Here is a 20,034-nt window from a genome sequence, read left to right as displayed (position 1 = left end):
CCTCCGCTCGCGTAATCCAGCAGGCCTCTTTGCTTTGTAACATTCCGATTTTTCTTCCTATTTCCGACTATCAAACAAAGGTATGCTTTTTTGCCGGAATCACGTTGACCTTTGCGTAAGATGGGACCCCTGCGGCAAAAAAAAATCACTCCCGCACTGGTCGAACAATGGTTTGGGAGTGCGTATACGGTATCTGGCGCAATCTTCCATCTCCCTAAAATTTCGCTGGAAATTTTTTTCGGCAAATGGTATATTTGCGCTCGCTAATTTGCTGTCCCGATGGATCGGAGGTGCGGCATGAAAGAGGCCTTGTTTTACCAGAAGCTGGACGGGGAGCGGGTGCGCTGCGGTCTGTGTCGTTTCGGCTGCCTGATCAGTTCCGGGCAACGCGGCCGCTGCCGGGTCCGTGAGAACCGTAAAGGCGTGCTCTACACGCTGGTCTACGGCAACCTGGTCGCGGAGCACGTGGACCCCATCGAGAAGAAGCCGCTCTTTCACCTGCTGCCGGGGAGCCGTTCCTACTCGGTGGCGACCGTCGGCTGCAATTTCCGGTGCCTGCACTGCCAGAACTACACCATCGCCCAGCCCGATCCCGGGAGCGTGGAGCGCTCCGGCACCTTCGTGGAGCCGCGCACCGTTGTGGAGCGCGCGCTGGCGACGGGGTGCCGCTCCATCGCCTACACCTACACCGAACCGACCATCTTCTTCGAGTACGCCTACGAGACCGCGCAGTTGGCGAAGGCCGCCGGGCTCAAGAACATCTTCGTCACCAACGGCTACATCACCAGCGAGGCCCTGGCCGCCATCGCCCCCTACCTCGACGCCGCCAATATCGACCTCAAGGGCTTCACGGAATCCTTTTACCGCGAGGTGGTGGGGGCGGCGCTGGGCGAGGTCCTGGACTGCATCCGCGACTACAAGCGGCACGGTATCTGGGTCGAGCTCACCACCCTGGTGATACCAAACCGCAACGATTCCGAGACGGAGCTGCGCGATCTCGCCCGCTTCATCGCCTCCGAGGTGGGGGTGGAGACGCCGTGGCACGTGACCCAGTTCTATCCGACCCACCGGCTGACCGACCAGCCGCGCACGCCGGTGGAAACCCTGCGGAGTGCCAGGCGTATCGGCCTGGAGGCGGGGCTTCGTTTCGTCTACGAAGGGAATGTTCCGGGCGAGGGGGGCGAAAACAGTTATTGCTCTTTCTGTGGCTCCCTGCTAATTAAGAGGCTCGGCTACCTCGTGGAAAAGAATCTTCTTTGCAATGGAACCTGTCCCGGCTGCGGGGCGGTCATCGAGGGTGTATGGACGTAACGCGGCGGATGGCCCGGTGGGCCAAGCTCTCCGAACCCGGATTCATCTCTTTTCTCTTTCAGATTCTCCTGGGTGCGGTAATCGTCCTGTTGTTCTGGGTTCTCGATGGCCTGATCGACTACCTGCTCTTTGGCGGGAGACCCTTGAGCGACTTTTTGCTCGCTTCGGACAGCCACGAGGACTTCGCCCTGGTGCTCTTTCTGGTCTGCGGCCTGCTCCTCTACAGCCGCCGCGCCCATCGTAACGAAGCCGCGCTCGAGAAGGCCCTGCAGGCGGCGCTTGAGGAGGCCCAAAGGGAGCGGGCCAAAATGGAGGGAATCTTCGAGGCCCTGGGTGAGGCGGTCTCCATCCAGGACCCCGATCTCAAGGTACTCTATCAAAACCCCGCCCACCAGCGCATGACCGGCGTCAATGTCGGACGTTACTGCTACGAGGCCTACCGCAAGGAGAGCCAGGCCTGCGCCGGGTGCCACCTTTTGGCCTCCTTCGAGGACGGCAAAGTTCATCGCGCCGAACTGGGGCCGGAAGCCTCCGCCACCGGGGGGTACGTCGAGTTGATCGGCTCCTCCCTGAAGGGAAAGGATGGAAAGCCCCTTTACGGCATCGAGATCGTCCGCGACATCACCGCCCGCAAGCTCGCCGAGCAGGAAACCGCCGCTCTCAACGCGGTACTTACCCACCAGACCACCGAACTGCAGCAGGTCAACCAGGAGCTGGAGGCGTTTTGCCATGCCATCTCACACGACATGCGCGCCCCGCTCACCAGGGTGTACAGCTCAGCCCAGGAGCTCAGGGGGTATCGCCAGCAACTGGACGATAACGGCCGTTTCTTCGTCGACCTGGTCCATGACGGCTGCATCCAGATGGAGGCGCTGCTCGACTCGCTCATGGTGCTCTGCCGCGTCACCGAGGTCGAGTTGTCCTGCACCACCTTCGACCTTGTTCCCGCCGCGCAGGAGATAGCGGCGCAGCTGCGCCAGGATCAACCGGAAATCCCCGTCTCCTTCATCGCCCCCGAGCGGCTCGATGTGTACGGCGACCCCCAGCTTTTGCGCGTGGTCCTGGAGAACCTCCTGTCCAACGCCTGGAAATACAGCAACAAGGTGGCGGCTCCTGTGGTCGAACTCGGATCGCGGGTCACTGAAAAGGGTGAGATAGCGGTGTTCGTTCGCGACAACGGGGCCGGTTTCGACAGCGCGCGGGCCGGTCAGCTTTTCCAGCCCTTCAAGAGGCTGCATACCTACCGCGATTTCCCCGGTACCGGCCTCGGCCTCGCCACCGTACGCCGCATCGTGCGCCGTCACAACGGGCGCGTCTGGGGGAAGGGGGAGCCCGGCCGCGGTGCGACCTTCTACTTCACCCTCCCCAGCTAAAACGTGGAAACGGTTGCCCCGGGATCGCCATTCATGCTATACATCAACTTTCTTCCAATAAAATCCACGTGATGAAGAGGTTTTCTTCTTGAAGGTTTCACTGCTACGCCGCTTCTGGGTTACTTTCTCCGTCTGGGTAATCGGCAGCTACGCCTCACTGTTGAACCGGTTCCGCGTCGTGGGAGCCCAGCACATCCCCGCCACCGGTGGGGTCCTCATCGCCTCCAACCACATCTCCGCCTACGACACCGTGTTCCTCCCCTGGGCCGTCATCCGCCACCATCCGCTGCAGATGCTCTGGGCCCCCGCGAAAGAGGAACTCTTCGCCGGGCTCATGGGGCTCGTCTACCGTTCCTGGGGGGCCTTCCCGGTCCGCCGCGGCCGCGACGTGCGCGCCGGCAAGCAGATCAACACACTTTTGGCCGACCAGAAGGTGATGCTCTTCCCCGAGGGGACCCGGCACAAGGACGGCGTGCTCGGCAAGGGCAACCGCGGCGTGGGCAAGATCATCTATGACACCAGGCCGCACGTGATTCCCACGACGCTTACCGGCATCAACCGCTGGAAGTTCCCGGGCGTCGGGCTGGAAGGGGGCGTTGTTTTCGGAGCGCCGCTCGACTTCAGCGACCTGTACCAGCTCGAGGACTGCAAGGAGACTCACCAGATGATCGTGGACCGCGTCATGGACGCCATCGCCGCGCAGTTGCCGCAGCAGGGGGGACGGCCGCATGCGGGTTGAGATCTTCTGCGACGGCGCCTGCAGCGGCAACCCCGGGGTCGGCGGCTGGGGGAGCATCCTGCGCTACGGCGACAAGGTGAAGGAACTCTCCGGCGCCGAGGGCGACACCACCAACAACCGGATGGAGATGAGCGCCGCGATCCAGGCGCTGGAGGCCCTGACCCGCCCCTGCGAGGTGGTGGTCACCACCGACTCCCAGTATCTGGCCAAGGGGATGACCGAGTGGCTCTCCGGCTGGGTGAAAAGGGGATGGGTTAACTCCAAGAAGGAGCCGGTCGTGAACCGCGACCTCTGGGAGAAACTGCAGGCCCTGGCCAAGGTGCACCGGATCACGTGGGTCTGGGTGCGCGGCCACAACGGCCACGTGGAAAACGAGCGCTGCGACGAATTGGCGCGCGCGGCCATCGACAGCTACCGGGCCGGCGCGGGCAGGTAAGGGGCGTAGGCCCGGCGATACGAGGGTGTAGTGGATTACTTTATCATCGAGGTCTCCGAGGAGGAGGTCAGGCGCGAGCGTGAGAAGGCGCGCGAGCTGCGGCGCAGCCAGTGGTGGAAAAACCGCCTGGCCAAGGGTGTCTGCCACTGGTGCCAGGGGAAGTTTCCTCCCGCCGAACTCTCCATGGACCACATCGTTCCCGTGATCCGGGGCGGCAAGTCCGCCAAGGGGAACGTGGTCCCCTGCTGCAAGGAATGCAACAACAAGAAGAAGCACATGCTCCCTATCGAGTGGCAGGAATACCTCGAAGGGATGGGACGTGACGGCGACACCGAGGCCTAGCTGAGGCCGCCGCGGAGATAGAGTTTTGAGCCAAAAGATCAAGGCGGTCATCTACGATTGCGACGGCGTATTGTTCGACTCCTTCGAGGCCAACTACGCCTTTTATCACCTGATACTGGAGCGCTTCGGCAAGCCCGCCCTCGACCGGGCGGACCTGGATACCATGCGCATCCTGCACACCCACTGCAACAGGGACGTGCTGGAATACCTTTTCGCCGGCGACAGCCGGATGGACGAGGTGCGCGCCTTTTCCGCCGGCATCGACTACCGCAAGCTCTTCCCGCTCATGGTCATGGAACAGGGGCTGCGCGAGACCCTGGACGCGTTGAAGGGGAGGGTGGAACTGGCCGTCTGCACCAACCGGGCGAGCTCCATGGATATCCTGCTCTCCTCCTTCGGGCTGGACGGTTACTTCAGCTGCGTCATGACCGCCGGCCGGGTCAAAAACCCCAAGCCGCATCCGGAGCCGCTCTTCAAGGTGCTGGAGCAGTACGGCCTCGCGCCGGAAGAGGCCCTTTTCGTCGGGGACTCGGACGTCGACCGCCGCGCCGCCCAAGGGGCCGGAGTCCCTTTCGTTGCCTACCGCGGCGAGCTCGACTGCGCCACGAAGATAGATAGACACCAGGATCTGCTGTTACTGCTTTAGACACCGGAGGGTTGTATCCATGGAGCCTGTGCCGCAGGAAGATGCAGAGAAGCTGTTCCACCGCGCCCTCACCGCCTTTTCCGCCGGCGAGTATCAGGCTGCCCTGGCCCAACTGGAGCGCGCGCTGAAGCTGGAAGACAACCCGTTGCTGCACTCCTACCTCGGTCTGTGCATCGCCAAGGAGCGGGGGCAGGTGAAGAAGGGACGGGAGCTTTGCCAGGCATCCCTGGATCTCGAGCCCGACAATCCGGTTCACTACCTGAATCTGGCGCGTGTGTACCAGGTCGCGGGTGACAAGCCGCAGGCACTGGATGTCCTCAGAAAGGGGATGGCCGCCGGCGGGAGCGAGGAGATCCTGGCCCTGCTGGCCACCCTCGGCACACGGAAGCCGCCGCCGCTGAGGTTTTTGTCCCGCGATCATGTGCTGAACAAGTGGCTCGGCATAGCTCTCTCCCGCTTCGGTCTTCGCTAGACGAAAAAAAATGCGATCGGTAGTATACTTTTCCTCGTTTGCTCATCCAGAGCGTGAGGAGGTTGCAGATGACCGATCGATTCAGGGAGCAGGGGGCTTTCAGCTGGTTCGAACTGACGACGGATGACGTCGCCGCCGCCCAGTCCTTCTACGGCAGGCTTTTCGGCTGGAGTATGGAGCGCTGGGACGGGGAAGTGGACTACACCCTGATCAAGGTCGGAGCCAGGGAGGTCGCAGGGATAGCGGCGGCCGGGCCCGGCCACCGCAAACCTCCCGGATGGGGGGTGTACGTGACGGTGACCGATGTGGACCAGACCGCCGCCAGGGCCGAGGAGCTGGGGGGCAGGGTACTGGTTCCCCCGACGGATATCCCGCGTGTCGGTCGTTTCTGCGTGCTCCAGGACCCGCAGGGTGCAGTCCTGACCGCGATCACCTACTGCCGCCCGTAATTGTCGATACAACCTGTCAAATGTCAAAGGCCGCGCCCGGGTCTACCGGTGCGCGGCCTCTTTATTTCAGGATCTTCCGTCCATCCCCTCTCCCCCTGGGAGAGGGTGCCCGAAGGGCGGGTGAGGGATGTTTTCGCCGGTTATCGCTTCCGTTTCGCCACCCTGCCTGGTCTAGATCCCGAGGATCATGGAAAGGTCGTGCAACTCGTCCTGCTGCGCCTTCTCGCTCACGACCACGGTTTCCAGCGACGTCAGGCAGATCTCGCCGCAGCAAAGCCCCACCATCATCCCTTTTTCGCCCGCGAGCAGGTGCTCGACGGCGGCATGGCCGAAGCGGCTCCCCAAAAGACGGTCGAAGACCGAAGGCGCGCCGCCGCGCTGGTAGTGGCCGAGCACGGTGACGCGGGTCTCGAAGCCGATGGCGTCCTTGATGTTGTCGGCGATGTTCTGGGCGCGCCCTGCCCCTTCGGCGAGGATGATGATGGCGTTGCTGCGCCCTTCCTCGTAGCGCTTCCTGAGCTGGTTGCAGAGATCCGTCACGTCGCATTCCACCTCGGGGACGATGGCGTACTCGGCGCCGGTGGCTATGGCGCTCATGCTGGCCAGGTACCCCGAGTTTCTCCCCATCACCTCGATCACGAAGGCGCGGTCGTGCGAGCTTGCCGTGTCCTTGATGCAGTCGACCGCGTAGATGATGTTGTTAAGCGCGGTGTCCACCCCCAGTGCCATGTCGGTGTAGGGGATGTCGTTGTCGATGCTGGCGGGGATTCCCATTACCGGAACCCCCATGCGGTGCAGCGCGAGGGCGCCGTTCAACGAGCCGTCCCCGCCGATCACGACCAGCCCCTCGATTCCGAGGTCCTGCAGGTGCCGCACCGCCTTCTCCCGGCCGAGTACGGTGCGGAACTCCTCGCTGCGGGCCGACTGCAGGAAGGTCCCCCCGCGGTGCAGGATCCCGGCCACGTCCTTGGTCGTCATCTCCAGCAGGTCGCCCTTCAGAAGCCCGGCGTAACCTTTCCTGAAGCCGACCACCTGCACCCCGTGTCCGAGCGCGGTACGGGTGGCACTCCTGATCGCCGCGTTCATGCCGGAGCAGTCTCCGCCGCTGGTGAGAATTCCGATCTTTTTCATGCTCTGACTCCGGTGGAGGTTGTACCCCCCGCGCCGCGTCAGCCCGGGGGGAAAAGCAAGGTTGAATATATCATGGGGGGGCGCATTTTCAACACGGGCTTATCGCTCGGGATCATTCGCCTTTTCCCGCTGCCCGCGGATCCATTCCATGCGCTCCCTGATGCTCTTCTCGTAACCGCTTTCCTTGGGAGTGTAGAAGCGTCTCCCCGAGAGCTGTTCGGGGAGGTACCCCTGCGCCACGATGCCGTTGCGGTGGTCGTGCGGGTAGAGGTACCCCTTGCCGTAGCCGAGCCCCTTCATGAGCTTGGTGGGGGCGTTCCTGATCTGCATGGGGACCGGGAGCCCTCCGGACTTCCTCACCTCGGCCAGCGCCTCGTTGATCCCCATGTAGCTCGCGTTGGACTTCGGGGCCGTGGCGAGGTAGGTCACCGCCTGCCCGAGGATGATCCTTCCCTCGGGCATCCCGACCAGCCGGAAGGCCTCCAGCGCGGAGACCGCCATCTGCAGGCCGCGGGGGTCGGCGTTCCCCACGTCCTCGGAGGCGAAGACGACCATGCGGCGCAGGATGAAGATCGGGTCCTCCCCGGCCTCGATCATGCGCGCGAGCCAGTACAGCGCGGCGTCGGGGTCGGAGCCGCGCATCGACTTGATGAAGGCCGATATGACGTTGTAGTGCTCCTCCCCCCCCTTGTCGTAGAGAAGGGGTTTCTTCTGGGTCGCCTCGCGGGCGAGCTCCAGTGAAATCTCCCCGTCACGGCAAAGGCGCGCCGCCGTCTCCAGCGTGTTGAGCGCGATACGCGCGTCCCCCCCCGCCTGCTCGGCCATGAAATCGAGCGCGTCCCCGGAGGCGGCCAGTTCGAACTCCCCGAGCCCCCGTTCCCGGTCCGCGAGGGCGTTGGCCAGGATCTCCCTGATGTCCTCGTCGGAGAGCGGGTTCAGGACCAGCACCTTGCAGCGCGACAAAAGCGGGGCGATCACCTCGAAGGAGGGGTTCTCCGTGGTGGCGCCGATCATGGTGAAGGTGCCGCGCTCGACGTAGGGGAGGAAGGCGTCCTGCTGGCTCTTGTTGAAGCGGTGGATCTCGTCCACGAAGAGGATGGTCCGCTTCCCCTGGAATTTCAGGATGTCCTCGGCCTCCTTGACCACCTCGCGGATCTCCTTGATGCCGCTCATGATCGCCGAGAAGAAGATGAAGTGGCTCTTCGTGGCGCCCGCGATGATGCGGGCCAGGGTGGTCTTGCCGGAGCCCGGAGGGCCCCAGAAGATGAGGGAGGTGACCCGGTCGGTTTCGATCAGGCTTCTCAGGAGCTTCCCTTCACCCAGAAGGTGCCCCTGTCCCAGGTATTCGGAGATGGTGCGGGGCCGCATGCGTTCGGCTAGCGGCGCGAATCGTTCGTCAGTTCCGTTGAAAAGATCCAATCAATGCCTCTGTAGTTCCACGGCTCCCGGGAGGATGTCGACAGGTTTTATGCCCCAGATCTCGCGGGCGTACTGGTCTATGGTCCTGTCGCTGGAGAACTTGCCCATGCCGGCGCAGTTGAGTATCGCGCGCCGGGCCCACTCGTCGGGGTGCTTGAACAATTCGGCGACCTGTTCCTGGCAGGCTACGTAGGAGGCGTAGTCGGCCAGGAGCATGTAGCTGTCCCCGAGATTGAGGAGCGAGTCGGTGAGCGGGGTGAATAGTTCGGGAGCCCAGGGTGAGAAGAAGCCGGACGAGACCATGTCCAGAACCCGCTTGAGTTCCCGGTTGCCGTTGTAGTATTCCCGCGGGTTGTAGCCGCGCACGCGCAGCTGCGACACCTCGGCCGCGGTCATGCCGAAGATGAAGATGTTGTCCCGGCCCACCTCTTCCATGATCTCGATGTTGGCGCCGTCGAGAGTGCCGATGGTGAGGGCGCCGTTCAAGGCGAACTTCATGTTGCCGGTTCCCGAGGCCTCGGTGCCGGCGGTGGAGATCTGTTCGGAGAGGTCGGAGGCGGGGAAGATCTTCTCCGCCAGCGACACGCCGTAGTTGGCCAGGAAGACCACCTTGATCCTTCCCGCGACCTCGGGGTCGTGGTTCACCACGGCGGCCACCGCGTTTACGAGCCGGATGATCAGCTTCGCCGCGGCATAGGCGGGTGCCGCCTTGCCGGCGAAGATGAAGGTCCGCGGCACCACCTCGGCTGCGGGGTTGTCCTTGATGCGGTTGAAGAGCGTGATGATGTGCAGGACGTTCAGAAGCTGCCGCTTGTACTCGTGCAGCCGTTTCACCTGCACGTCGAAGAGCGAGTCCGGGTCGACGTCGAGTTCGTTGTGCTGCATTATGTAGCGGCACAGCGACTCCTTGTTGCTCCGTTTCACCTGCCGCCAGCGCCCGACGAACTCGGGGTCGGCCGCGATGGCGCGCAGCTTTTCCAGCTCGTAGAGGTTCCGGGTCCACCCCCCGCCGATGTACTCGTCGATCAGCCCGGAAAGGGCGGGGTTGGACATCTTGAGCCAGCGCCTCTGGGTGATGCCGTTGGTCTTGTTGTTGAAGCGTTCCGGGTACATCTCGTAGAAGTCGCGGAACAGCTCGTTCTTCAGGATCTCGGTGTGCAGCGCGGCGACCCCGTTCACCGAGTGGCTCCCGACGATGGCCAGGTGCGCCATGCGGATCTTTCTTTCCCAGTGCTCTTCCACTATGGACATCCGGGCCAGGCGCTCCGGCTCGTCGGGGAAGCGCTCCCTGATCTCCTTCAGGAAGCGCTCGTTGATCTCGTAGACGATCTGCAGGTGCCTGGGGAGGATCTGCTCGAAGAACCAGACCGGCCACTGTTCCAGCGCCTCGGGGAGGATGGTGTGGTTGGTGTAGGCGAAGGTCTTCTTGGTGATGTCCCAGGCGTCCTCCCACTCGACCCCCTCCACGTCCATGAGGACGCGCATCAGTTCGGGGATGGCGAGGGTGGGGTGGGTGTCGTTCAACTGGATGGCGACCTTTTCGGGCAACAGACGCATGGCCTGGTGCTTCTTCTTGAAGCGGTAGATCACGTCGTGGACGGTGGCCGAGGCGAGGAAGTACTCCTGCTTGAAGCGGAGCTCTTTTCCCTCCACCACGTTGTCGGCAGGGTAGAGCACCTTGGAGATGGTCTCCGACTGCATCTTTTTTTCCACCGCGCGGATGTAGTTCCCCTCGTTGAAGAACTTCAGGTCGAACTCGCGGCTGGACTTGGCGCTCCAAAGGCGGAGCGTGTTGACGCTGTTGGTCTCGTAGCCGGGGATGGGGGTGTCGTAGGCCATGGCCATGACGTCGTCGGTGTCGACCCACTCGCGCACGAGTTTGCCGTTCTTGTCGAAGGTGGAAATGACGCGGCCGTAGAACTTCACCGTGTGCAGGTGTTCCTGCCGGTCGAGCTCCCAGGGGTTGCGGTAGCGCAGCCAGTTGTCCGGTATCTCCACCTGGGCTCCGTCGATGATGTGCTGCCTGAAGATGCCGTACTCGTAGCGGATGCCGTAGCCGTAGGCGGGGATGGACATGGTTGCCATGGAGTCGAGGAAGCAGGCCGCGAGCCTCCCGAGACCGCCGTTGCCGAGCCCCGCATCCTGCTCCTCGTTGATGATCTGCTGGAAATCGTTGCCAAGCGAGGTGATGGCGTCCTTGAAGTCGTCCCAAAGCCCCAGGTTGATGAGGCTGTTGGCGAGGGTCCTTCCCATCAGGAATTCCATCGATATGTAGTAGACTCGCTTGTTGTCGGAATTGTAGTAGGCCTGCTGGGTGTCGAGCCAACGCTCAACCAGGTGGTCCCTGACGGCATAGGCCAAAGCGTTGAACCTGTCGTATGCGGTGGCGGAGTATTTGTCCTTACCCAGCGTGTATTCCAGGTGTTCCAGAAAGGACTTGATAATGAGCATCTGCTTATCGAGCTCTTCGTTCATCCCTATCTGCTCTTCAGTCATGAGTCACCCTGCATCTGCATGTAGTTATTGTGGGAAAGGTGTCTGCTGGAGTACCCGGGAGGCGCCAGTTTTCCGTTGGACATGATACACCAACTGTGCTAGTTAATCCTAGATTACAGTACAAGTAAAGGGCTCGTGATGAAAAAAATCGCCATTTTTGCCAAAGTGCACGATCCGCGTTGCCTCGGGGTCGCCGAAGAGCTGATCGAGTGGCTGGCGGCCCGCGGCGTGACCGCACACGTCGAGGAGCATCTCTCCCGGAGGCTGCGGCGCACGACGCTCGCCGAGAGCGCCGAGAGCTCCGAGGTCGCGCGTGACGCCGACCTGGTGGTGGTGCTTGGCGGCGACGGCACGCTGATCGCGGCCGCGCGCCTCATCGGCGAGCAGGACGTCCCCATCCTGGCGGTCAACCTGGGGAGCCTCGGTTTTCTCACCGAGATCACCCTGGACGAGCTCTATCCCTCCATGGAGCGCTGCCTGGCCGGCGACTTCGAGGTCACCGAGCGCATGATGCTCCTGGCCAGTGTCGAGCGCGCGGGCGAAGTGATCGAACTGCACCGGGTGCTGAACGACGTGGTCATCAACAAGGGGGCCCTGGCCAGGATCATCGACATGGAGACCTCGGTCAACGGGCGCTACCTCACCACCTTCAAGGCCGACGGCCTGATCCTGTCGACCCCGACCGGTTCCACCGGCTACTCGCTTTCCGCCAACGGCCCCATCATCCACCCCGAGCTGGCATGCATCTCCATCACCCCCATCTGCCCGCACACCCTGACCAACCGGCCGCTCGTGGTCGACTCGGGCGCGCAGATCGACATCAAGTTGAACTACGCCCCGGACGAGTCGGTGTTCCTCACCCTGGACGGGCAGGTCGGCATGAAGCTTCTTTCAGGCGACGTGGTGCAGATCCGGAAGGCCCCCCACGTCACCCGCCTGATCCAGTCCCGCAGCAAGGACTACTTCGAGGTGCTCCGCACCAAGCTCAAGTGGGGTGAACGCTAAGTGCTGAGAGAGCTCCAGATAACCAACCTCGCCATCATCGACAAGCTGCACGTGGAGTTCAGTCCCGGGCTCAACATCCTGACCGGCGAGACCGGGGCGGGCAAGTCGATCATCATCGACGCGGTGAACCTGATCCTTGGCGGGCGCGGCAGCGCCGACCTGATCCGGGCCGGCGCCAAGGAGGCTTCCGTGGAGGCGCTCTTCGACCTCTCCGGTCGCGACGCGCTCCTCACCGCGCTCGCCGAGGCGGGGATCGAGTGCGACGGTGAGCTCCTGGTGCGGCGCGTGGTCGCTGCCGGCGGCAAGAGCCGCGTCTTCATCGGCGGCGGGCTCGCCACCACCTCGCTTCTCTCCGAGATCTGCCGCAACCTGATCAACATCTACGGCCAGCACGACGCGCAGAGCCTTTTGAAGACCGATCAGCACCTGCTCCTTCTGGACGGCTTTTCCGGGACGCTCCCCCTGCGCGCCGAGTTCGCCGCCCGCTACGAGGAGTGCCAGGGGGCCAGGCACGAGCTGCAGGCGCTCGAGGCGGGGGAGCGCGAGGCCGCGCGCCGGCTCGACCTGCTCTCCTTCCAGAGTAACGAGATCGCCGAGGCGAAGCTCACCCCCGGCGAGGAAGAGGACCTGGCCGAGGAGCGCACCCGGCTCGCGCACAGCGGGAAACTGATGGGGGCCTCGCAGGGCGCCTTCGACGCCCTCTACGGCGGCGACGCACCCATCCTCGGGAACCTTTCCGGCATCATCGCAGGGGTCGCCGACGCAGGTCGCATCGATCCCGCGCTCAACCCGGTCACCGAGGCGCTCCAGGCGGCCTACGCCCAGCTCGAGGACGCCTCCCTCACCCTGCGCGACTACGCCGCCCGCGTCGAGTCCGACCCGGCCCGGCTGGAGGAGATCGAGGACCGGCTCGACGCCATCGGCCGCCTCAAGAAAAAGTACGGCGCCAGCATCGCGGAGATCCTCGAGTACCAGCGCGAGGTGGACCAGGAGCTGTCGCTCCTCTCCAACCTGGAGGGGAGCCGCGGCGAGCTGCAGACACGGATCTCGCGGCTGGAGCAGGAACTGGCGGTTCTGGGGGGCAGGCTCGGCAAGGCGCGCCAGGACGGCGCCGGAAAGCTCAAGGAGGGGATGGAGCGCGAGCTCGCGGAGCTTGCCATGAAGCACGCCGTCTTCGAGACCTCCTTCGAGAAGAGCGCCGAGGCGCGCAGCTTCGGCTTCGAGCGTGCCGAGTTCCTCTTCTCCCCGAACCCGGGCGAGCCCCCGAAACCGCTGGCGAAGATCGCCTCCGGCGGCGAGCTCTCCCGGCTCATGCTGGCGCTGAAGCAGCTCCATCCCGACTCCGAGGTCCCCACGCTCATCTTCGACGAGGTGGACACCGGAATCGGGGGGGCGACCAGTGCGCTCGTGGGCGAGAAGCTGAAACGCGTTGCCCGCGAGCAGCAGGTGCTGGCCATCACCCACCTGCCGCAGGTGGCCGCCTTCGCCGACCGGCATCTCAAGGTGGAGAAGAGGGTGGCAGACGGGCGCACCGCCACCGGCGTGGAACTCCTGGAAGGGGAGGAGCGGGTGGCAGAGGTGGCGCGCATGCTTTCGGGCGCGCGCGTCACGGAAAAGACCCTGGAGCACGCCAGGGAGTTGATTCAGGAGGCAGTGAGATGATCAGAAAAGCCAGGATTGGCGACGTAAAAGAGATTCAGAAACTATTGACCAATTTCGCGAGCCGCGGCGAGATGCTCTCCCGCTCGCTTTCCGAGCTGTACGAGGCGTTGCGCGACTTCTACGTTTTCGAGGAGGAGGGGCGCCTTTTGGGCACCTCCGCGCTGCACATCGTCTGGGAAGACCTCGCCGAAGTCCGTTCGGTCGCGGTCGCCGAGAGCGCCGGACGGCGTGGCATCGGGAGCCAGGTGGTGGGCGCCTGCATCGAGGAGGCGCGCTCCCTGGGGCTCAAGAGGCTTTTCTGCCTCACCTACAAGCCCGATTTTTTCGCCAAGTTCGGCTTCAAAATCGCGGACAAGTCCGAGCTGCCGCACAAGGTCTGGGGGGACTGCATCAAGTGCGTCAAGTTCCCCGACTGCGACGAGATCGCCATGATCCTCGAGCTGTAGAGGCGCTGGGCGACTGACAGTTGACGACGGACGATTTGCTTTCTTCACGGATCACCTGTAGGGGCGAATGATCATTCGCCCCCCCTTGCCCCCGACGTAACCTCTCTTGCCCCCGGCACTGGTTCGGGCGCCGGCGGCTGGGCAAATAATTATTTGCCCCTACAACACCCCAAAAATATCCGAGGCACCATGGAACTGACACAACACGCCGACGCTGTGGAGCGCCTCCTCAAGGGGCGTCAGATCGACGCCTACGAGATAGCCGTCGCCGGCTCGCGCGACCTCGCCATCGAGGTGAAGCAGGGGAAGGTGGACGCCTTCCGCGTCGCGGAGCCCTTGGGGGTCTCGCTGCGGCTTTTGTCCGGAAAGGGGATGGGGTTTTCCTACTCGACGGCGCTTGATGAAGCCTCCCTTTCCCGCATGGTGGAGGGGGCGCTGGTGGCCGCCCAGGTGCAGACCCCGGACGAGTTCCTCGCCTTCCCCGAATCCTCCCCCTCCTACCCGGACACCCCCTGGCTCTTCGATCCGGAACTCCCCGCGCTGGACGAGTCGCTCAAGGTCAGGCGCGCGCTGGAACTGGAGCGCCTGGTGCTCGACGTCGATCCCCGGGTGAAACGGGTACGCAAATGCAGCTACGGCGAGTCGATCTACCACTCGCTGGTCCGCAATTCCCTGGGGCTGAACGCGGCCTACAGCGGCACGTACAACACCTGCAGCGTCTCGGCCGTGGCCGAGTCCGGCGGCGACGCCCAGACCGGATGGGATTACGCCTTCTCACCATCTTTCGCGGGTGTCGATCTTGCCGCGGTTGCGCGCGGTGCGGGGCGGAAGGCGACCGCGCTCCTCGGGGCGCGCACCCTCACCACCATGCGCTGCCCGGCGGTACTCGACAACCGCGTGGCAGCCGACCTGCTCGACGTCCTGGCCGGTTCCTTCCTCGCCGAAAACGTGCACAAGGGGAAGTCTCTTCTGGCCGGGAGGGTAGGGGAGAAACTCTTCCCCGAGTTCATCTCCGTGCGCGACAACGGCCTGCTTCCCGGCGGCATGGGGAGCGCTCCCTGCGACGGCGAAGGGGTGCCGCAGCGGGACACCGCGCTGGTGGTTTCGGGCGTGCTGCAGGGATACCTCTACGACAGCTACTGGGGGCGCCGCCTGGGCGAGCGCTCCACCGGCAACGCCGTGCGCGGCGGCATCAAGAACCCGCCCAGGGTCGGCACGCACAACCTGCACCTTGAGCCGGGTGACGCCGGTCCCGCGTCGCTTTTGTCGGGGGTGGGCAAAGGGGTGTACATCACCGAGGTCATGGGGATGCATACCGCGAACCCCATCTCTGGTGACTTCTCTGTGGGGGCTGCCGGCTTTTACGTCGAGGATGGAGAGATCAGGTACCCGGTGAAGGGGCTCGCCCTGGCGGGAAACCTGCTTGAGTTGTTCGGAAGGGTGGACCAGGTGGGAAGCGACCTGCGTTTCTTCGGCCCGACGGGGTCACCTTCTCTGAGGATCGCCGAGCTCGCTGTCAGCGGGACCTAGGACCGCCCCGGGGGGGAGCGGTCCTCAGCCCTTGCGTTTTCTTCTGTCAGGACTCCGCGTCCAGGATCTCGATGAGCCTGCGCACGAACGGGCTCACCACAGCGTAGTGCACCTCGACCCCGTCGCGGGTCCCCTCGATGATCCCCTTGTTCTTCAACAGCGCCAGGTGCTGCGACACGGTCGCCTGGGGGAGCCCCAGGCACTCCCAGATGTGCTTCACGTTGCATTCCTGCGTGCAAAGCCCTGCCACTATTTTCAGGCGGATCGGGTGACCGAGCACCTTCAGCATTTCCGCTTCTTTTCCGTAATCCTTGGTCTTGTCAAATGCCAACGTTGTATCCTCCGGTTTGGGCTAAACATAATCTATATATGCTAATAGGAATTGTCAACTGATTTACTTTTCTTTGGCGAGGAAGATTTCCTCGCTGAAGTGGCAGGCTGCCCGTTGTCCCGGAACTTTTTCCAGCAGTTCGGGGCGCTTCTCGCTGCACACCGGCTGCGCGTAGGGGCAGCGGGGGTGGAACGGGCAGCCGGCAGGGGGTGAAACGGGCGAGGGGAGTTCCCCTTTGGCGATCACGTGCCGGGTCCTTCTCTTCGGATCGATGCTCGGTATCGCCGAGAGGAGCGCCTCGGTGTAGGGGTGCAGCGGGCGGTTCAGCACCTGGTCCCGTCTCCCCGTCTCCACGATCCTTCCCAGGTACATGATCGCCACCCGGTCGCTCAGGTGCCTGAGCACCGAGAGGTCGTGGGTGATGAACAAAAAGGAGAGCCCCAGGTCCTTTTTCACGTCCTGCAGCAGGTTGATGATCTGGGCCTGGATGGAGAGGTCCAGGGCCGAGACCGGCTCGTCGGCGATGATCAGCTTCGGCGAGACGGCCAGTGCGCGCGCGATCCCTATCCTCTGGCGCTGCCCACCCGAGAACTCGTGGGGAAAGCGCATCATGTGCCCGGGGGAGAGGCCGACCCTCCCGAGCAGTTCCGCGACCTTGCCCCGCCGTCCGGCCGCGTCCCCGATGCCGTGGATCTCCAGCGGCTCCCCCACGATCTCCGCGACCCGCATGCGCGGGTTCAGCGAGGAGAACGGGTCCTGGAACACCATCTGCACCTCTTTGCGGTACTGGGCGAGTTCCGCCTTGCTCATCGCCGCCAGCTCGCGCCCGGCGTAGCGGATGCTTCCCGAGGTGGGAGGGGTGAGCCCGGTGAGAAGCCGCGCCACGGTCGACTTGCCACAGCCGGATTCGCCGGCGAGCCCCAGCGTCTCCCCGGGGTGGAGCTCGAGGTCTATGCCGGCCACTGCGGTGAGTATCCGCTTCTCGGCGAACATCCCGCCGCGCACGGGGTACTGCTTCACCAGGTTTTCGGCGGTCAGAAGCGGCGTCATGATACCTTCCGGCAGCGCACCAGGTGTCCCGGCGCCACCTCCCTCATGTGGATGGTTTCCCTGCTACAGGCCTCGTCGCCGATGGGGCAGCGCTCCCGGAAGGGGCAGCCGGCCAGGTCGCCGCGCAGGTCGGGGACTCCTCCCGCGAAGGTGGCAAGCTTCTCGCCGGGTGTCCCGAATTCGGGGAGCGAGGCGAGGAGCCCCCTGGTGTAGGGGTGCAAGGGGTTCTCGAAGAGCTCCGCGGTGGGCGCGCTCTCCACGATCTCGCCGGCGTACATGATGGCGGTCCGGTGGGCGCGCTCGGCCACGATGCCGAGGTTGTGTGTGATGAGGATCAGCCCCATGCGGTTTTCCGCCATGAGCCGGTCCAAAAGCTCGAGTATCTGCGCCTGGATGGTCACGTCCAGCGCCGTGGTCGGCTCGTCCGCGATCACCAGCTCGGGGCCGCAGGCGAGCGCCATGGCGATCATGACGCGCTGGCGCATCCCGCCGGAGAGCTGGTGCGGGTAGTCCCTGACCCGGTCCCCGGCCGCCGGGATCCCCACCTGGGTGAGGAGCTCGACAGCCTCGCGCTCCGCCGCCTGGCTGGAGAGGCCGCGGTGGATCCTGAGCCCCTCGGCGACCTGGAAGCCGACCGTGAACACCGGGTTCAGCGAGGTCATCGGGTCCTGGAACACCATGGCGATCCGGTTCCCCCTGATCTCGCGCATCCGTTCCTCGGAGAGTGCGAGGAGGTCCTCCCCCTTGAAACGGATGGAACCAGAGACGATGCGACCCGGGGGGGGGACGAGCCTCAACACGGAAGCGGCGGTGATGCTCTTGCCGCACCCCGACTCCCCCACGAGCGCGAGCGTCTCGCCGGCGTCGACGGTGAGGTCCACGCCGCGCACGGCCTTGAGCACGCCGCTTTTCAGGCGGAACTCGGTGCGCAGTCCTGTTATTTCTAGAAGTGCCGGCACTGGGGCTCCCGGTGCCCCCCTTGGGGCACAAAAACGGCGCGGACCGGCACTGCCGGCCGCGCTGCAAAGGTTTATCTTATACCACTATTCGGATTACTGGGCAATGCAGGAGTGAGGTGCGTCGGCCTTGGACGGGGAGGGGACCACGTGCAGCCCCGGGTATTCCTCGCGCTGCGGCAGGAAATTGGGCGTTTTCAGGAGCTTGATGAAGATGGGAACCAGTTCCGGGTCGAACTGTGTCCCCGCGTTCTCGGCCAGTTCCTGGATGGCCACCTCGAGCTTGAGCGCCTTGCGGTAGGGGCGGTCCGAGGTCATGGCGTCGAAGCTGTCGGCGATGGCCAGGATGCGGGACTCCAGGAGGAGCTCCTGTCCGGCGAGGCGGTTTGGATACCCCTTGCCGTCGTAGCGCTCGTGGTGCTGACCGATGCAAAGGCGCACGTCGTGCAGGAACTCGATCGGCTCGAGGATCTTCATGCCGATGGTGGGGTGCTGCTGCAGTTCCGCCACGTCGTCCCTGGTGAGGGTCGCCTCCTTGTGCAGCAGGGAAAGATCGATGCCGATCTTCCCGATGTCGTGCAGGATGGCGGCGCGCTCGATCACCTTGAGGCGGTTGGCGGGAAGTTCGAGTTTGCGGGCCAGGGCCAGCGAGAACCTGGTGACCCGTTCGGAGTGGCCGCGGGTGTAACTGTCGGATGCCTCGATCGCCGAAACCAGCGCCTGGATGGTGTTCAGGTAGGTCTTTTGCTGCTCGTCGTAGAGCATGGCGTTCTTGATGGCGATGGAGGCCTGGGCGGCGATGGTGGAGAGGAGCTCCAGCTCCTCGTGGTTGTAGACGGTGTTGTTCAGCTTGTTGACCACGGTGAGGGTGCCGATGATCTCGTCCTTCACCATGAGCGGGACGCATATCAGGGTCTTTCTCTCGAAGCCGATCGGGCTCACCCGGTCGAACTCGGGGGTGAGGGTGATGTCGGTTATCAAAAGCGGCTTGCTGTTCTGGATCACCCAGCTCGAGACGCTGGAGGGCTTCATGGGGACGCGCAGGTGCTGGGGGTTGGGGTCGCGGTAGCCGATGAGGTTGGTGATGCGCAGCTCGCCGTGCTCGGCGTCGTACAGGACCACGTAGCCGACCTGGGCCTGCATGGTGTCCATGGTGGTCTTCACGACCAGCTGGTACAGGTCTTCCACCTCGATGGTGGAATTGATGGCCAGCCCCAGCCGGTACAGGGTGGAGAGCTTCGCCACCGCCTTCTCGAGGTTGGTGTTCTTGTCCTCCAGCTCCCCGGCGAGATCGGCGATCTTGTAGTTAGCCTCCTCGATCTCCTCGATCCGCTCCTCCAGGGTCACGTTCAGGTTTTCGATCTCGCGGATCTGCTCCTCGAGCCTGCCGTTCATCAGGTGGGTCTCGCGGTGGTGCGCGAGCTTTTCCTGGGCGCGGGCCAGTTCCCTTTCATGCTGCACGGTCGATTCCATCAGGTTCGCGATGGTGCCCACCATATGGTTGAAGCTGTTGCCGAGCGAGCGCATCTCCTGGCTGGAGGTGAGGTTGATCTCCTGGTCGAAGTTGCCCTGCTCCACCTGCTCCATGCAGCGCATCATCTTGCGGATCGGGCGCTCGACGTACGCCACCAGGAAGATGAAGATGGTGACCATCGTGAGCAACACCATCAAGACGGCGGAGACGATGGCGAGCTCGCGTTCGCGGGAGATGAAGCCGTTCATGTAGCCGAGGGAGAGCTTTATCTCGAGAAGCCCGAGGGTTTCCTTGCTGGCGGGATGGCACTTGTAGCATTGGGGCGCGTTGAAGATGCGCGCGTAGGAGAGGAAAACGCCTTCTTCGGGAAGCAGGGAAAGGTTGCGGCTGGGGAGCTTGGGACGTCCCTGTTGCGGGATGGTCGTGCCGATCTCGTCGCGGTCCGCGGAGTTGAGTATCTTCCCTTCCGCGTCGACGATGCGGATGGATTTCACGAATTCACGGGACTTTATCTTGGCGAAGATGCTGGCGACTTCGTCGGAGCGACCGGAAAGCATCGCGTTCGCGACGGAGCTCTTGATGGTCTCGATGAGAACGGAAGTGTTGCGGTTGGCGATCTCGTGCAGCATTTCCTTCTGCTGCCGGTAATTGTGGTAGGCGACGGTAGAGATGACGACGACCAGGATCGCGGTGATCAGAGTGAGGATCTTTGTTTTAAGCGAGATGCTCATACAGCTCCGTACGGTGTCACAGATCACGCTAAATG

At 63.7% G+C, this 20,034-nt stretch carries 19 protein-coding genes; 12 read left to right on the top strand and 7 right to left on the bottom strand.

The annotated features are described in order from the left end of the window. Positions 1-297: 297 nt before the first annotated feature. The 8 genes from amrS (at position 298) to KP001_RS06665 (ending at position 5,768) form a co-directional block, all read left to right on the top strand. Positions 298-1,311 carry an AmmeMemoRadiSam system radical SAM enzyme gene (gene amrS, locus KP001_RS06700; RefSeq protein ID WP_217288761.1) on the top strand — a complete coding sequence of 338 codons (1,014 nt, stop codon included), beginning with the start codon at positions 298-300 and terminating at the stop codon, positions 1,309-1,311. Then, a complete protein-coding gene (locus KP001_RS06695) occupies positions 1,302-2,684 on the top strand; it encodes a sensor histidine kinase (protein ID WP_217288760.1) in 1,383 nt (460 codons plus the stop codon). Before amrS ends, KP001_RS06695 begins: the two co-directional genes overlap by 10 nt. Positions 2,685-2,772: 88 nt before the next feature. Continuing rightward, positions 2,773-3,423, top strand: a complete 651-nt coding sequence (locus KP001_RS06690; protein WP_217288759.1) for a lysophospholipid acyltransferase family protein — start codon at positions 2,773-2,775, stop codon at positions 3,421-3,423. Next, the gene (rnhA, locus tag KP001_RS06685) at positions 3,413-3,859 is read left to right on the top strand and encodes a ribonuclease HI (RefSeq protein ID WP_217288758.1); all 447 of its coding nucleotides are present in this window, start codon (positions 3,413-3,415) and stop codon (positions 3,857-3,859) included. The genes KP001_RS06690 and rnhA overlap by 11 nt, the downstream gene beginning before the upstream one ends. A gap of 30 nt (positions 3,860-3,889) precedes the next feature. Continuing rightward, a complete protein-coding gene (locus tag KP001_RS06680) occupies positions 3,890-4,201 on the top strand; it encodes an HNH endonuclease (protein ID WP_217288757.1) in 312 nt (103 codons plus the stop codon). Positions 4,202-4,226: 25 nt separating this feature from the next. Then, positions 4,227-4,847, top strand: coding sequence for an HAD family hydrolase (locus KP001_RS06675; protein ID WP_217288756.1), 621 nt, complete (start codon positions 4,227-4,229; stop codon positions 4,845-4,847). Between the two features lie 19 nt (positions 4,848-4,866). Next, entirely contained in the window at positions 4,867-5,319 is a 453-nt protein-coding gene (locus tag KP001_RS06670; protein ID WP_217288755.1) for a tetratricopeptide repeat protein, read from the top strand. Between the two features lie 68 nt (positions 5,320-5,387). Continuing rightward, positions 5,388-5,768, top strand: a complete 381-nt coding sequence (locus KP001_RS06665) for a VOC family protein (RefSeq protein WP_217288754.1) — start codon at positions 5,388-5,390, stop codon at positions 5,766-5,768. Positions 5,769-5,939: 171 nt separating this feature from the next. Here KP001_RS06665 and pfkA read toward each other — a convergent pair whose 3' ends face one another. The 3 genes from pfkA to KP001_RS06650 form a co-directional block, all read right to left on the bottom strand. Continuing rightward, complete coding sequence (pfkA, locus tag KP001_RS06660) at positions 5,940-6,899, bottom strand: 6-phosphofructokinase (RefSeq protein ID WP_217288753.1); 960 nt, start codon at positions 6,897-6,899, stop codon at positions 5,940-5,942. Between the two features lie 99 nt (positions 6,900-6,998). Further along, positions 6,999-8,267, bottom strand: a complete 1,269-nt coding sequence (locus KP001_RS06655) for a replication-associated recombination protein A (protein WP_224962257.1) — start codon at positions 8,265-8,267, stop codon at positions 6,999-7,001. Between the two features lie 51 nt (positions 8,268-8,318). Beyond that, a complete protein-coding gene (locus tag KP001_RS06650) occupies positions 8,319-10,814 on the bottom strand; it encodes a glycogen/starch/alpha-glucan phosphorylase (RefSeq protein WP_217288751.1) in 2,496 nt (831 codons plus the stop codon). Positions 10,815-10,952: 138 nt separating this feature from the next. On the opposite strand from KP001_RS06650, the gene KP001_RS06645 reads away from it, so the two are divergent. The 4 genes from KP001_RS06645 (at position 10,953) to KP001_RS06630 (ending at position 15,457) form a co-directional block, all read left to right on the top strand. Continuing rightward, positions 10,953-11,819, top strand: coding sequence for an NAD(+)/NADH kinase (locus tag KP001_RS06645; protein WP_217288750.1), 867 nt, complete (start codon positions 10,953-10,955; stop codon positions 11,817-11,819). Further along, complete coding sequence (recN, locus tag KP001_RS06640) at positions 11,820-13,481, top strand: DNA repair protein RecN (RefSeq protein ID WP_217288749.1); 1,662 nt, start codon at positions 11,820-11,822, stop codon at positions 13,479-13,481. After that, positions 13,478-13,927, top strand: coding sequence for an N-acetyltransferase (locus tag KP001_RS06635; protein ID WP_217288748.1), 450 nt, complete (start codon positions 13,478-13,480; stop codon positions 13,925-13,927). The genes recN and KP001_RS06635 overlap by 4 nt, the downstream gene beginning before the upstream one ends. Positions 13,928-14,116: 189 nt before the next feature. Beyond that, the gene (locus KP001_RS06630) at positions 14,117-15,457 is read left to right on the top strand and encodes a TldD/PmbA family protein (RefSeq protein ID WP_217288747.1); all 1,341 of its coding nucleotides are present in this window, start codon (positions 14,117-14,119) and stop codon (positions 15,455-15,457) included. A gap of 46 nt (positions 15,458-15,503) precedes the next feature. Here KP001_RS06630 and KP001_RS06625 read toward each other — a convergent pair whose 3' ends face one another. From KP001_RS06625 to KP001_RS06610, 4 genes are all read right to left on the bottom strand, one after another. Continuing rightward, entirely contained in the window at positions 15,504-15,788 is a 285-nt protein-coding gene (locus KP001_RS06625) for an ArsR/SmtB family transcription factor (RefSeq protein WP_216509496.1), read from the bottom strand. 63 nt (positions 15,789-15,851) lie between these two features. Next, positions 15,852-16,838, bottom strand: a complete 987-nt coding sequence (locus KP001_RS06620) for an ABC transporter ATP-binding protein (protein ID WP_217288746.1) — start codon at positions 16,836-16,838, stop codon at positions 15,852-15,854. Then, on the bottom strand, positions 16,835-17,797 hold the full coding sequence (locus KP001_RS06615) for an ABC transporter ATP-binding protein (protein WP_217288745.1): 963 nt from the start codon (positions 17,795-17,797) through the stop codon (positions 16,835-16,837). Before KP001_RS06615 ends, KP001_RS06620 begins: the two co-directional genes overlap by 4 nt. Before the next feature lie 93 nt (positions 17,798-17,890). Further along, a complete protein-coding gene (locus KP001_RS06610; RefSeq protein ID WP_217288744.1) occupies positions 17,891-19,999 on the bottom strand; it encodes an HD domain-containing phosphohydrolase in 2,109 nt (702 codons plus the stop codon). Positions 20,000-20,034 lie beyond the last annotated feature (35 nt).

It is taken from the genome of Geomonas subterranea (genome assembly GCF_019063845.1).
GTDB classification, from domain to species: domain Bacteria; phylum Desulfobacterota; class Desulfuromonadia; order Geobacterales; family Geobacteraceae; genus Geomonas; species Geomonas subterranea.
Note: the sequence above shows the minus strand (reverse complement) of the source record. Positions and strands in the feature narration are given on the sequence as shown.